Consider the following 12446-nt stretch of genomic DNA (forward strand, 5'->3'; position numbering starts at 1 on the left):
CCCGTAAACCTTGAAGACGAACGCCCCGCCGAACGCACGCAACAGGGCTCCCAGGGTGCGCCCGCGTCGCGGTCGACCCTGGGCTGAGATGTACAACCCCTTCGGGGTAGAAATCCCACCCGGGAAATGCCCCGCGACCGCACGAGGTATTTACCCCGAAGGGGTTAGATTACCCAGCCCAGGGTCGCGGAACGCGCACCCTGGGAACCCCGTGCGCGCACCCGCGCCCCCCGCCACGCTCTGCCGCCTGCCGCCAGGGGTTGCGCGGGACGTCCGCCAGGGGTTGCGCGTTGCTCCACCCCTGGCTACCATCGGTCGCCCCGCCGGGGCTAAAAGCCACCACCGCCCCTCCCACCGAACGCTTCCGCCGCCCGCACGTGGGGCGCGTCACGGGTTACGTGGGCGGCGCAGCGCGACCAGCGTTCGGCCCCCGCTCGCGGTATCCAGCCTCACGACCAGTTGATCGAACTTCGAGTCACCGTCCACCCGCAGTTCTTCGGTTACGGCCCCGGTGTTGTCTCGGACCCGACTGACCATCGATACCCCGGCCCCGGAAACCGGTGTCACCTCACCCTCGCGGTACGGCCCGGGCAACCGGGGCCGGGTGGCGATCTCCCACCCGCCCCTGGTGTACACCGCGATCACCGCCTCCAGTTCGACGAACGGCCGCTCCGGGGGCGCCTTCGGCCCCGCTCGCTGACCGAAGGGGTCCGCGGACCAGACCGCGGCGCCCACCGCGGCCACCAGAACAATCAGGGGAACGAATCGCGAACGCTTCCGCATACGAGCACACTCCCATAACCGAACACGCCCCCCCGCCCCGGCGAACCACAGCGTTCCCCGCACGTGAGGCGCGCGTCACGGGTTGTGCGGGCGGCGCAGCACGACCAGCGTGCGGCCCCCGCTGGCGGTATCCAGACACATGACCGTTCGATCGAACTCCGGGTCGGGCTCCAGTTGGAGATCTTCGGTGACCGCTCCGGAATCGTCCCGGAGCCGGCAGGTCACCTTGCTCCCGGCCCCGTACCCCATCGCCCCCTCGCGCGACTCGCGGTACGGACCGGGCAACCGGGGCGGGGCGGCGATTTCCCACCGGTTCTCGATGTACAGCGCGACCGCCGCCTCCAGTTCGACGAACGGCCGCTCCGGGGGTGCCTTCGGCCCCGCTCGCTGGCCGAAGGGGTCCGCGGACCAGTACGCGGCGCCCACCGCGGCCACCAGAACAATCAGGGGAACGAATCGCGAACGCTTCCGCATACGATCACACTCGCATAACCGAATACACGCGCCCCGGGTCAGTGCCGAAGGGTGCCCGACGCAGGACCGGGGCCGGCGTCACCGCGGGGGTACTGCGCCACGACCGGAGCGGCGCCGAAGTGCTCCTTGCGGCGCTTGGTCTGGCGCCGGATGACGCACACGAGCCGGCGCCGCGCGCACTCGCCCGCGTGGGTCTCGAAGGCGTCGCGGATCTCGTCCCGGCGCCGGCGCGCGCTCGGCTTGAGGTAGAACGTGAGCGGGTTCTTGTGCCACTTGGGGCGCTTCACGTTGGTACCCGGCGGCCCGTAGCGCCGCACGAGCCCGCGGAACCGTTTGAGCGCCTCCTCGACGGATTCGCCCTCGCGGACGGTCACTTTTACACTCACTGCGGTGCGTCTTCGCGGCCGACGCGGGGCCGGTTGAAAGAGTCCCCCGCGACCGAACGTAGTGCTCAATCGCTTCGTGTACAGCGTACCATCGCACCGTCCCGCCCGCTACGTCTTCCCGAGCACCAGGTCCACGACCCAGCACCCCCGCACGTGCGGCCCCGGTCCGCGGCAGTGGTCGAGGATGTCGGCACTGTCACACCCCGCGTCCTGGAGCGCGTCCGCCAGAATCGGCATCGCGCTGAAGTCCCGCGACTCATACATCTGAGATGCGAGCGCCACAACAGTGGAGGTGCGCCACGACGGGGAGAACACAACGGGGCGGAACGGGTTCCCGAAAATGTCCCGAAAATGTGGGAGCGACTCGAAAGGTTCGGGGCAGTCTTCCCTTCCCATTAGTTCAGGGTACGAACGAACGAAGGGTATGAAATTAACCGCCGTGTGCACCGAGTACGCGGCCGACATGAGAATTTCGCGCGGGGTTCGGTTCATGTAGGTCGCATCGTTCACCAATTCCTCAAGCTGCTCGCGCGGCATTTGCTCCAGTTGCTGAATGGCGCGGGCAACGTCGTGATCTTTAAAAGGCAAGGGAGGCGAGGAACCGCGCCCGTAATACTCGAATCTAAAGGCCGCCCCCTCGAGGTCGTAATCTAGTTGCTGAATGTCCTCTCTCGTCGCTTCGCCGTCCGCGAACCGCTCCAGCACGTCGATGCCGGCCAAACACTCCGGAAGGGGCAACAGAGCCGCAATTCTTCGGAGGTGTGCGACTTCGTACAAGTGGAGCTTCCGGTCCGATACGTTGGGGGCGATGAACCGAAGTAGCGCGTGAACGCTCGTTTCTTGCCGCCACTCGTGTTCGGTCATCGGTCGCCCTCCCGCTCCTCAGAATGCCCGTTCCCGTGCCGCCCGGTGCCCTTCGGTGGTTGCGCTGCCGCGATCCGCGGTCAGGCCGGGTCGCGCGGGGGCCAGCGCCCCGCACGCCGCCATTTGCACAGCGCGTCGTGGCAGTGGCCGTCGAACGCATCGGTGTACCACGCGCACGGGTCGGTCGCGTTCGGACCGCTCGTGCCCACCGCACCGGACTCCAGGAACGTCGCGTAGTGCGCGAGGAACTCGCCCCACCCGGGCGCCAGCACGCACGTACTCGGTTCGTGCGTCCCGAAGTTGATGACCTGCCCGACGGTGCCCGCGGGTCCGGGCGCCAGGTCCACCCCGAGGGAGCGGCCGTTGAGGTCCGAGGCGAGCGGAACCCAGCCCGGGTTGAAGTGGCCGGGCGCGACCGCCGCCACCGGGAACGATTCCGCAGCGCGCCGGAGCCCCTTTTCGGACCCCGCGTTCCTCCGGTCGCCCTTCCAGAGCAGCACAATCGCGTATGTCGAAAGGAGCCCGTCGCCGAGGAGGAAGTGGTCACAGCTCCCGTTGTGGGTCGCGAGCGACGCGCGCGCGTCCGGCGGGAGGGGGGCACCGATGGTGCGCTCGACGTCCTCGATCTCCCCGGCCGAGGCACCGGGGCTGAGCACACCGAACAGCGCCCGGTGCTTCTCGTGCCAGCGCTCCAGGCGCGCCCAGGCGCTGCGCGCGGAGACCTCCAGCCAGTAGTCCAACGGGTACCGGCCGACGGCCCGGCACCACTCGTCGGGGAGCCCCGCGCCGGCCGACCGGTACCGGGCGAACGCCCCGTGCCAGCGCCGGGAACCGAACGGCGCGGCCGCGAGCGCGCACTCGGCGCGGATCAGCTCCCCGCCGCGGCGCCCGCGCGCGTCCAGCCAGTCGGCGAGCGCGCGCCGGACCGCATCGTCGCCCGGGGCGGCCGCGATCGCGTCCAGAAATGCGGCCTCGTCGCTCATACGCGCTCCGTTGCTAACGGCGATACGCACTCACCGTCCCGCCCGCTACGTCTTCCCGAGCACCAAGTCCACGACCCAGCACCCCCGCACGTGCGGCGCGCCCGCGGCGCGGCAGTGGCTCAGCACGTCGGCACTGTCGCATCCCGCGTCCTGGAGCGCGTCCGCCAGAATGGGCATCGCACTAAACTCGCGCGACTCGTACATCTGAGATGCGAGCGCCACTGCCGTGGACGTGCGCCATGACGGGGAGAACGCCACCGGGCGAAACGGGTTCCCGAAGATGTCACGGATGGCAATTGGAAGGAAGGTCCGAGGATTATCGCGAAGCGCACCGCGGTAAGGTGCGTTTGAATCGGTGAAGTATTCACCCAAGTTGGGGAAGGCGTACTCGTACCAGTCGGCCCAAAAATCGTAGGCGACGTGGATCGCGGCACCGCTGATACCTTGCTCGCGCCGATGATGAGCGTCGTACAGTGCCCGTGCCGGACCGCGGAACAATTCCCGAACGTGTGCCCCTCCGTCAGGCCGAGGCCGCTGCCCAGGGTGCTCCTCTAGCCACTCGAACGGTCGCCGCGCGTCCTCGTCTTCAATCAGAGACAATACTAGGCTCGCGCAAGCGACGCAGAAATGGTCCAGTCGGCGCGGGCTGCCCCACGGCAACTTTGCGACCTGAAAGTACATCTCTTCCGCATCCTCGCACGCGAGCCATTCCGCTTCGGTCATCAGTCGCCCCCTCCTGGAACCGCCCTCAGCATGACCGTTCCGGCGCCCGCCCACAAGTCCCGGCGCGCGCACGCCTTTCCTCTTGCACCCGGCACGCGCGCGGGTACTCTGTCACTTTCCCGACCGGCCCTGGCGGTGCATACGCTCCGCTGGGCGGGCCGGTCAAAGTTCTCGTGGTCGGTTTAGCTCGCTGCTCTGCAGCAGGACGATGTTGCGTCGTCCGAGCACACTCTGCCCCACTCGTCGCGGGGACCGCTGTTCCAGCACCGCTGTCGGTTGGGGCAACCCCTTTTAAAAGTCGGTCTGGGTCAACCTCGCCCGTCGCGGTTCCGCCTTTTAAAAGGGGTTGCCCCAACCGGCGTTGCCGTGAGCGTTCCGCGCCCCAGGAAGAGAAGTAGACACCACGAAAACGCGCCGCGAGCCGGGGATTGCTCCCCGGCTCGCGGCGTTTCGCACCCGCGCCGCACTCACGGGCGCGGAGCAATTGCGATCGAGGGCCGGCCTACTTTTTCTTCCGCTTGAGCGTGAACATCACGTACTCCGGCGCGTCCGCGGCGGTTTTGAACTTCGTCGGGCGGGCGTCCGCGCCCTCTTCGCTCAGGCACAGCACGAGCGTGTCCCCGTCCAACTTGTAGATGCCCACCTGCTTCTTGCCCTTTTGCTCGCCCTCGGTGATGTCGTAATCGACCGTCGGCACCTTGGCCTTGGGGTCGAGCGTGAACTTGCCCTTCTCCACGTTCTCGCCCAGCGTGAACGTGTACGTGTTCTTCTCGAACGCCATCGTCGGCTCCAGGGCCTTGACCACTTCGGCGAGGTCCTGGCCGGTCTGTTCGAGCTTGACCACCTCCCAGGTGCCCTGGAACAGGTCGCTGTCGCTCTTCTTGTCGTCCGCCGTCAGAACGGCGTGCCCGACGGGGCACAAGCAGAGAACGGTCGCAACGAGCGCGCGCATGAGAAGCTCTCCTTTGGGTGAAGTACCGAACACCGAACCACCGGTCCGTGAGCGCGGCGCGGGCGCTCCGGGTCAGCGCGTGCGGACCCGTTTCCGCGGGCGCCCGTCGTCCCGCGACTCGCGCCACATCAGGAACATGAACGCGCCCGCGGCCCCGAGCGACCCGACGAAGATCGCGATCCACCCCCAGCGCACTTGGCCGAGCAAGCGCGAGCTGCCGTCCGCGCCCGGGGTGTAAACGATCTGCAGTTTCCCGTCGGCGGGCGCCACCCAGGACGGATCGGTCGTGAACATGGCTTTGCGCGGCGCGCCGCCCGGCTCGGACCAGGCGTACTCGACCGTCGTCTCGGTGCCGCCCCGGCGCGTGGACGACGGGTAGGCCTTCGTGACGGTCGCCGCGGTCTGTTTGCCGCTGATCTGGAAGGCCAGTTCGTCGTAACACATGAAGCACGAAATCAGGAACAGTGCGCCGCAAACCAGTATGCACTTGAACTTCCACGTCTCGTCCGCGTGATCCATCGGGCCTCCGGGCGTTGAGGAGCGCAGTGTACCCGCGCCGCGCGTGTTCGTGCAAACGAATCTGTTCCATTCTTGTGCGTGCGCCCCTCGTCCGGTCCCGCGACGAGCGCTCCGGCCGAAGCCACCCGGCCGCGCGTGCCGACCCCGGCCCTTGCATCGAGCGCCGGTTCGGGTACTCTGTGTTCTGTTCCCGTGGTTGCGTTTAGCTCGTCGCTCTGCGACAGGACGATGTTGCGTCGTCCGAGCACGTTCCACCACACCCCGCGCGGGGACCGCTGTTCCAGCACCGCTGTCGGGCAGATCTGCCGCAGGTGCGGCGCTGGCTGGAACAACATCACCGGATGCCGTTCAGCGCCGCACCTGCGGCAGATCTGCCCGGCGGTGCCGCGAGCGTTCCGCGCTCCAGGAAGAGAAGTAGACCCCACGGGAACATTGACCGGCCTGCCCAGCGGGGCGCAAGCACCGCCAGGGCCGGTCGGGAAGCGGACGGGCCGGGGAGCGATCCCCGGCCCGTGTCGTTTCGCAGTTCCAACGGATCGCCGGGCACCTTCTGCGCTCCCGAGCGCTTCAGGGCGAAAGAGCCTCCACTTCGCACTCGTGCGCGCACACCGTTCCGCCGAGGGTCCGGGTCAGAAATTCGACCAGGAACGCCGCTTCATCGCGGGCCTTTTGCCAGTCGCGCCACAAACGGAAGGTGCCCACAACGATCATGAACAAAAACACCGGCAGCATCCAACGGCTGATTCCGGAAGCAGTGCTGTTCGCGGCCACGATCAGCACAAACAGGTTGACCAATATAGACATCGCGTAGGTAGCCAGGGCCCACCAGGACGAGACGTCCCGCCCGACCCGGCCCCGGAACACGGTCACGCCCCCCAGCGCCTCGAACGTTCCCGAGAGGCACATCTGGAACGAGTTGCGGGATTCGATCCGCTTCCACACGCGCACCCGCTCGGCCCCGACGTACCCGTACACCGCTTTGGGTTCGCTCTCGAAGAACTGCATGTAGCCCCGGTTCGTGGCCGCGGCCAGGCGCGCGGTACACTCGTCCGGAGATAGGGGGAACGTGAGTTCGATGCGGGCCATCGCTATGGGACCTCGTTGTGTGCGGCGGTATCAATCCAGCGTTCCCAGGGTGCGCGTTTCGCGACCCTGGGCTGAGGTGTGCAACCCCTTCGGGGTAGAAACCCAAACCACCGGGGTATTTACCCCGAAGGGGTTAGATTACCCAGCCCAGGGTCGACCGCAACGCGGCGCACCCTGGGAACCCCGTGCGCGCACCCGGGCCACCTACTCCTTCCCGAGCACGAGGTCCACGACCCAGCACCCGCGCACGTGCGGCGCGCCCGCGTCGCGGCAGTGACTCAGCACATCCTCGCTGTCACAGCCGGCGTCCTGAATCGCGTCGGCCAGAATCGGCATCGCGCCGAACTCGCGCGACTCGTACATCTGTGCCGCGAGCGCCACAACAGTGGACGTGCGCCACGCGGAGGAGATGACCACGGGGCGGAACGGCAACGGGCCGAAGATATCTTGGAGGAAGCAGATGATGGAGCGCTCGGCGGCGTCCCTCTGACCGAGCAAATCGGTCGCGTTCAGTATTTCATAGGCGACGTAGCACGGGTACGAGTGCAGCTTCCTCGACCCGTGCCATTCCCGGTCGCGGTACGGGCTCCCCGCGGTGAGGATCGCGCACCCGGCGCGGTACTCTACTTCTTCGATGAGCGTCGGATGGCCCTCGCTCCTGAAAAGAACTTGGCGCCGTTCCTGCTCACGCGATTGAAGGGACTCGACATCACGGCTCACCCGGTCTTCGGCCTCGCTACCGTCTGCCAGCTCCTCGATCGAACAAAGCAAGGACGGGAACGGTGCCCCCGAAAACGGCGCCACAAGGCGGCAACACGCGACGCAAGCCAGCCGCAACTTGCGCCCAGAAGCCCCGGCGCAGAACAGCTCGTTGAAGAGGCGGTGCGGCCAGTTGTAAGGTCCGGTGGCCGTCAGCCATTCCGCTTCGGTCATCGGTCGCTCCCGCGGGGCGCGTCGGCACGATGATACCAGCGCGCCCGGGGAGAAAATAACGGAACGCGCGGGACCGGGGAGCGGCAACCGGCTCCGCTTGTACCAACTGTGGGTTCGGGTATGGTGTGTTCCCGTGGTCGTGTTTAGCTCGTCGCCCTGCGACAGGACGATGGCGGTGTCGTCCGAGCACATCCCTCGCACGGCGCCCGTTCGCAACCAGGAGCCCCGATGTTCCGGATCTCGGCCCTTGTCCTGATTACTTTGCTGTGCCTCGGTTCCCCCGTCCGTGCCGACGATGCCGAAGATAAAGCCGTCGCGTTCTTCGAGGGGCTCGGTGGGAGGGCGTCCCGCGACGAGAACGCGCCCGGTAAACCGGTCACCGATCTCAGCCTGAATCATTTGCCGCTAACGGACTTAGAACTTAAGGAAATCGCCGCACTCCGGAACCTCAGAACGCTCGACCTGTCCGATACGAAAGTGACGGACGCGGGACTCAAGCAACTGAAGGGCCTCAAGAATCTCAAAACGTTGCACCTGTCCGACACGAAGGTAACGGGCACGGGATTCAAAGAACTCGTTGCGCTCCAGAAACTCAAGGAACTCTATCTGGGTCTCACAACAGTATCGGACGCGGGGCTCAAGGAAATCGCGGCGCTCAAAAAGCTCACCTTCCTCCAGCTATTCTGTGAAAAAGTAACAGACGCTGGAATTAAAGAGCTCGCCGCGCTCGAGAACCTGACCGCCCTATACCTGCTCGGCACGGGAGCAACGGACACGGTGCTCAAGGAACTCACCGCACTCAAAAAGCTCACCACGCTACATCTGAGCGGCACGAAGGTAACGGACGCGGGCCTGAAGGAACTCGCCGTGCTCCAGAACCTCACCGCGCTCGGCCTGTCCAGCACGCAGGTGACGGACGCGGGGCTCAAAGAACTGATCGCACTCAAAAGCCTCGAGTGCCTCTATCTGCACAGCACGCGGATAACGGACGCGGGACTCAAGGAACTCGCCGTGCTCCAGAACCTCACCGCGCTCGACCTGGGCCGCACCAAAGTGACGGACACGGGGTTCAAGGAACTCGCCGCGCTTCAGAAACTCACGTGGCTCTACCTGAGTGGCGCGCAAATAACGGACGCGGGACTCAAAGGGCTTGCCGCACTCAAAAACCTCACCGCGCTCGGCGTGGGTTATACAAAAGTAACGGACATGGGGATCAAGGAACTCCAGTCGGCATTGCCCGAGTGCAAAATCTTAAGGTGACGGTGCTGCGGGTTCTTCCCCCCCCCAATTCCGGTCCGCTGTTCTCCCGATTTTGTGCTTTTTGGTGGGCATTCCGTTTCAGTAAAATGACCGCGTGAGCGCCCGCCATGCGCGCTCGGTGGGGACACAGTTCATGACGGTCAATGGCGTTGGCACCAGCTCCGCGGCCGGGGCACTGTACGACATTTCCCAGCTCTTCTCGACCCAAAACACAACCGCGCTCGCCGGCGGAACCGACGCGACCAGCGCGGCGCCCGCCACCGGGGACTCGGCCCGGATCTCGGGGCCGGGCAAGTTGCTCGGCGAGCTCCAGCAGCTCGCGGCACAGGACCCCACCAAGTTCAAAGACGTCACGGCCGACATCGCGTCCAAGCTCCAGACCGCGGCGACCCAGGCCACCGGCGCCCCCGCGGACCTCCTGACGGCCCTGGCCAACAAGTTCCAGGCGGCGTCCGACACCGGCAGCGCGTCCGGGCTCGTGCCCGCACACCACCATCACCACCACGCGGGCGCGTACAACCCGTCGGGCCAGGCGGTCGCCGCGTCGGTCGCGAGCGCCCCGGTCACGGGCGTGGACCTGCAGCAACTGTTCAACAGTATTTCGACGGAAGTGGCGCAAGCGGTCGGCGCGTGAGCGCGGGTTCCCAAACGAACGACACCCGGGCGCACGAGGCGCCCGGGTGTCGCGGGTTTTCGTGGGTCGCGCGCCGGGCTACTTCTCGGTCCTCCACTGGAGCTGCATCGGCGCGGGTCGGCACCCGACGCTCAGGCGCCGCTTCCGGTTGCCGACCGGCCCGGCGTTGTCCTGGATCCAGCCCGTGTATTGAGAGAACTGGGCGGGCCAGCACTCGACCGTACTGTTCGCTTTGATTCTCCCGTCCGGACCGTAGGTGACGTAGGAGATCCCGACCGCGGTCCAGGCGCACGCCACGTACCCCTCCTCGGCGTCTACGTGCTGGCTCGGCTGCTTGGTAAACTCTTGGGACAGTTCGATGTGGAAATCCACCCACACCTTCATGCCGCTCGGCCCCACTGTGTGGTAGGTCCGCACGCGGATGTGCGGGTGCGGGTTCTGTTGGCCCCAGCGCTGGTGGATGCCCTTCACGACGTAAATGATGCGCTCGTCCCCCCACAAGCTCTTTTCGGCGAAGATCTTGATGACGCTCGGCACGCCCGTGTAATTCTTGTCCTTGATCCCCTCCAGTTCCCGGACCTGCGCGATGAGCTGGCAGACCTGTTGCTGGCTGTAGCTGCTGTCGTGGTTGGGGGTGTTGTACTTGCTGTCGGTACCGTTCCAGTTCTTCTCGAATTCCACCTTCATCTGCGATCTCCCGTGGGAGGTATGGGGATCGGGCGCGCGCCCGGAACGCACTGTGTAAGTTGCCGCAGAGCCTTGAATTTCCGGTGCGCCGGAATCACGACCCGTTATCGCACGTGTTCGAGACCGAGTGTTGTTGCGAGTAGTACGGTGTGAGTAGAAAATATCTTCCACCATCACGCAAGAAAAATTGCGCGACCGCACCGCGAGCCAATGTCGCGCCTCGGGGTAGAAACCCCACCCCGAAGAATGGCCCACAACCGCGCGAGGTATTTACCCCGAAGCCGGCCAGGGGTTGCGCGTTGCTCCACCCCTGGCTACCATCGGTCGCCCCCTCCGGGGCTAAAACGCACGCGCCGTCCTCTGTCCTCTGTCCTCTGTCCTCTGTCCTCTGTCCTCTGTCCTCTGTCCTCTGTCCTCTGTCCTCTGTCCTCTGTCCTCTGTCCTCTGTCCTCTGTCCTCTGTCCTCTGTCCTCTGTCCTCTGTCCTCTGTCCTCTGTCCTCTGTCCTCTGTTCCGTCTTTGTCTTGATCGGCGTTATCTGCGTTGATCCGCGGCTCTTCCCTCTTCATCCCCGCGCTCAGTTCCCCGCGCGGACCACGCCCACGAGCACGCCGATCACGCGGTTGTCCTTCTTCGGGTCCAGCTTGATGCCGGCGAGTTTCGAGTTGCACGGCTGGAGCCAGATCGCGCCGCCCGCGCGCCGGCGGAACACCTTCAGTGTGAGTTCGCCGTCGATCATCGCCACCACCTTCTCGCCGTCGGCGGCGTCCGGGGCGCCGGACGGCCACGAAGTCGCCGGGGCCGATCAGCGCTTCGATCATACTGTCACCTCGAACCCGGAGCATGAAGACGTCCTCGCCCCGAACACCTTCTCGAACTCGAAGTGCTCGGGCTCGCCGTCGCCCGGGGCGGGATCGGCACCCCGCGGCCACCGTGCCGAGCACGGGAGCGAGAACCCGGCCGGCTCGCCGACCAGGGCGATGCCCCCTGCCCCCCGTCAGGCGCACGTAGCCCTTGTGCGAGCTGGTCCAGGGTGTAGCCCACGGAGCGCGTCGAGGACCACCCGCACGCGCGCGATCTTGGGCCACGACGGGACCCCGCGCGCGCGCCTCCGCGCGCAGGAACTCCAGCAGTTTCTCCTGGGACGCGGTCAGGGGTTCGCGCTCGGTCACGCCCGCACCTCGTTACTAGTTTTAGTAATTCTACTTGACAGGCCGGCGCCCATCGCGTACTAATTCTAGTAATACTGAACGCGCGGTCAGAAAACAAGCGCGGGAGTACATTCCACCGGGGCCGAACGGCCCCGCTTCCAACGGGCGCGTTCCGCCCCGCCCACAGATCTTTCAGGAACCCCAATCGTGGCGAAGAGAAGCCGCATCGAGATCGGCCGGGCGATCCTGCGCCTGGCGGCCGACGGGAGCTGCGCCCGCTGGCCGAGCTGACCGCGGAGGCCGGCGCCCCGCCGGTGGTGATGCTCCGGTGGGTCATCGAGGGGGCGCGGGGTCCACCTCGACGGCGTGAAGCGCCGGGGCGAGTGGTGGACCTCTCGCGCGGCCGTGGCCCGCTTCCTCAAAGGCGCCCCCGGGCGCGTCGAGGCCCCGGCGTAACGCGCCGGGGGGAGTCCGCCAGGGTTTCACCCCTGGCTACAAGCCCGCCCTACCGGGGCTGAAAACCACCAATGTAGCCCCGAATGGGGCGGCCGCGTGTAGCCAGGGGTGAAACCCCTGGCGGACATCCACGGGGCGCCTCCGCGCAATCCGGCGCCCAGGCACCCCCACCGTTCCCAACACCCAGGAGCCCGATCGTGGACGAGTACCAGCGCAAGATCACCCAATTGCTCGATCAGGCGGCCGACGAACTGGGCGCCGACGACTTCGACGAATTGCTCGACAACATCAGCGACGAAATCATCGAGCGCCAGGACATCAGCGAAGACGGGGACGACGACTTCGACGACGAGTGACGGACCCGGCGAACGGCCGGTGAGAGCCGGCCGGTGCAAGGCCAATGCCCCCCCGCGCCCACAACGCGCAACGCCTTCACCAGCCGGCTCACGCCGGCCGTTCGCCCCACGCGATCCCTTCCGAAGCGCGCCCGGCGGGGCACAGGGCCAGAGTCGCGGCCCACAGGCGCGGGTGAGCGGTGAGTGCCCGGAGCTACGCA

14 protein-coding genes and 2 pseudogenes are annotated in these 12446 nt (G+C 66.5%); 3 read left to right on the forward strand and 13 right to left on the reverse strand.

Features of this window, described 5'->3' with window-relative positions:
- Positions 1 to 387: 387 nt before the first annotated feature.
- From J8F10_RS13275 to J8F10_RS38825, 10 genes are all read right to left on the reverse strand, one after another.
- Entirely contained in the window at positions 388 to 783 is a 396-nt protein-coding gene (locus J8F10_RS13275; RefSeq protein WP_210654281.1) for a hypothetical protein, read from the reverse strand.
- Between the two features lie 75 nt (positions 784 to 858).
- Positions 859 to 1257 (reverse strand): hypothetical protein, encoded by a 399-nt coding sequence (locus J8F10_RS13280; protein WP_210654282.1) that lies wholly within the window; start codon positions 1255 to 1257, stop codon positions 859 to 861.
- A 38-nt stretch (positions 1258 to 1295) separates the two neighbouring features.
- Positions 1296 to 1643 carry a small ribosomal subunit protein bS21 gene (locus tag J8F10_RS13285; protein ID WP_210654283.1) on the reverse strand — a complete coding sequence of 116 codons (348 nt, stop codon included), beginning with the start codon at positions 1641 to 1643 and terminating at the stop codon, positions 1296 to 1298.
- 108 nt (positions 1644 to 1751) lie between these two features.
- Positions 1752 to 2507: a hypothetical protein gene (locus J8F10_RS38815; RefSeq protein WP_246523278.1), complete on the reverse strand. Its 756-nt coding sequence runs from the start codon at positions 2505 to 2507 to the stop codon at positions 1752 to 1754.
- A gap of 80 nt (positions 2508 to 2587) precedes the next feature.
- Complete coding sequence (locus tag J8F10_RS13295; RefSeq protein ID WP_210654284.1) at positions 2588 to 3490, reverse strand: SMI1/KNR4 family protein; 903 nt, start codon at positions 3488 to 3490, stop codon at positions 2588 to 2590.
- 45 nt (positions 3491 to 3535) lie between these two features.
- Positions 3536 to 4213, reverse strand: coding sequence for a hypothetical protein (locus J8F10_RS38820; RefSeq protein WP_246523279.1), 678 nt, complete (start codon positions 4211 to 4213; stop codon positions 3536 to 3538).
- A gap of 502 nt (positions 4214 to 4715) precedes the next feature.
- On the reverse strand, positions 4716 to 5165 hold the full coding sequence (locus tag J8F10_RS13305; RefSeq protein WP_210654285.1) for a TIGR03067 domain-containing protein: 450 nt from the start codon (positions 5163 to 5165) through the stop codon (positions 4716 to 4718).
- Positions 5166 to 5237: 72 nt separating this feature from the next.
- On the reverse strand, positions 5238 to 5684 hold the full coding sequence (locus J8F10_RS13310; protein ID WP_210654286.1) for a hypothetical protein: 447 nt from the start codon (positions 5682 to 5684) through the stop codon (positions 5238 to 5240).
- A gap of 567 nt (positions 5685 to 6251) precedes the next feature.
- Positions 6252 to 6770, reverse strand: coding sequence for a hypothetical protein (locus J8F10_RS13315; RefSeq protein ID WP_210654287.1), 519 nt, complete (start codon positions 6768 to 6770; stop codon positions 6252 to 6254).
- A 204-nt stretch (positions 6771 to 6974) separates the two neighbouring features.
- Entirely contained in the window at positions 6975 to 7703 is a 729-nt protein-coding gene (locus J8F10_RS38825) for a hypothetical protein (RefSeq protein WP_246523280.1), read from the reverse strand.
- 228 nt (positions 7704 to 7931) lie between these two features.
- Here J8F10_RS38825 and J8F10_RS13325 point away from each other — a divergent pair, with 228 nt between their 5' ends.
- Together J8F10_RS13325 and J8F10_RS13330 are read left to right on the forward strand one after the other, a co-directional pair.
- Complete coding sequence (locus J8F10_RS13325; RefSeq protein ID WP_210654288.1) at positions 7932 to 8963, forward strand: leucine-rich repeat domain-containing protein; 1032 nt, start codon at positions 7932 to 7934, stop codon at positions 8961 to 8963.
- Between the two features lie 133 nt (positions 8964 to 9096).
- Positions 9097 to 9597, forward strand: coding sequence for a hypothetical protein (locus tag J8F10_RS13330; RefSeq protein WP_210654289.1), 501 nt, complete (start codon positions 9097 to 9099; stop codon positions 9595 to 9597).
- Positions 9598 to 9675: 78 nt separating this feature from the next.
- Here the strand turns inward: J8F10_RS13330 and J8F10_RS13335 are convergent, their stop codons facing one another.
- From J8F10_RS13335 to J8F10_RS40805, 3 genes and pseudogenes are all read right to left on the reverse strand, one after another.
- Entirely contained in the window at positions 9676 to 10284 is a 609-nt protein-coding gene (locus tag J8F10_RS13335) for a hypothetical protein (RefSeq protein ID WP_210654290.1), read from the reverse strand.
- 576 nt (positions 10285 to 10860) lie between these two features.
- Positions 10861 to 11040: pseudogene (locus tag J8F10_RS39860) on the reverse strand (LexA family protein); the annotation flags it as partial.
- A 25-nt stretch (positions 11041 to 11065) separates the two neighbouring features.
- Positions 11066 to 11455: pseudogene (locus J8F10_RS40805) on the reverse strand (LexA family protein); the annotation flags it as partial.
- Positions 11456 to 12087: 632 nt separating this feature from the next.
- On the opposite strand from J8F10_RS40805, the gene J8F10_RS13345 reads away from it, so the two are divergent.
- Positions 12088 to 12246 carry a hypothetical protein gene (locus tag J8F10_RS13345; protein WP_210651377.1) on the forward strand — a complete coding sequence of 53 codons (159 nt, stop codon included), beginning with the start codon at positions 12088 to 12090 and terminating at the stop codon, positions 12244 to 12246.
- Positions 12247 to 12446 lie beyond the last annotated feature (200 nt).

The organism is Gemmata palustris (assembly GCF_017939745.1).
Classification (GTDB): Bacteria; Planctomycetota; Planctomycetia; order Gemmatales; family Gemmataceae; genus Gemmata; species Gemmata palustris.

Bases quoted from the DNA above. Each gene is read 5' to 3' on its own strand.
- J8F10_RS38815 (WP_246523278.1), bottom strand. From the start codon at position 2,507: ATGACCGAACACGAGTGGCGGCAAGAAACGAGCGTTCACGCGCTACTT.
- J8F10_RS13310 (WP_210654286.1), bottom strand. From the start codon at position 5,684: ATGGATCACGCGGACGAGACGTGGAAGTTCAAGTGCATACTGGTTTGC.
- J8F10_RS13325 (WP_210654288.1), top strand. From the start codon at position 7,932: ATGTTCCGGATCTCGGCCCTTGTCCTGATTACTTTGCTGTGCCTCGGT.
- J8F10_RS13280 (WP_210654282.1), bottom strand. From the start codon at position 1,257: ATGCGGAAGCGTTCGCGATTCGTTCCCCTGATTGTTCTGGTGGCCGCG.
- J8F10_RS13335 (WP_210654290.1), bottom strand. From the start codon at position 10,284: ATGAAGGTGGAATTCGAGAAGAACTGGAACGGTACCGACAGCAAGTAC.
- J8F10_RS13330 (WP_210654289.1), top strand. From the start codon at position 9,097: ATGACGGTCAATGGCGTTGGCACCAGCTCCGCGGCCGGGGCACTGTAC.
- J8F10_RS13305 (WP_210654285.1), bottom strand. From the start codon at position 5,165: ATGCGCGCGCTCGTTGCGACCGTTCTCTGCTTGTGCCCCGTCGGGCAC.
- J8F10_RS38820 (WP_246523279.1), bottom strand. From the start codon at position 4,213: ATGACCGAAGCGGAATGGCTCGCGTGCGAGGATGCGGAAGAGATGTAC.
- J8F10_RS13315 (WP_210654287.1), bottom strand. From the start codon at position 6,770: ATGGCCCGCATCGAACTCACGTTCCCCCTATCTCCGGACGAGTGTACC.
- J8F10_RS13275 (WP_210654281.1), bottom strand. From the start codon at position 783: ATGCGGAAGCGTTCGCGATTCGTTCCCCTGATTGTTCTGGTGGCCGCG.
- J8F10_RS38825 (WP_246523280.1), bottom strand. From the start codon at position 7,703: ATGACCGAAGCGGAATGGCTGACGGCCACCGGACCTTACAACTGGCCG.
- J8F10_RS13295 (WP_210654284.1), bottom strand. From the start codon at position 3,490: ATGAGCGACGAGGCCGCATTTCTGGACGCGATCGCGGCCGCCCCGGGC.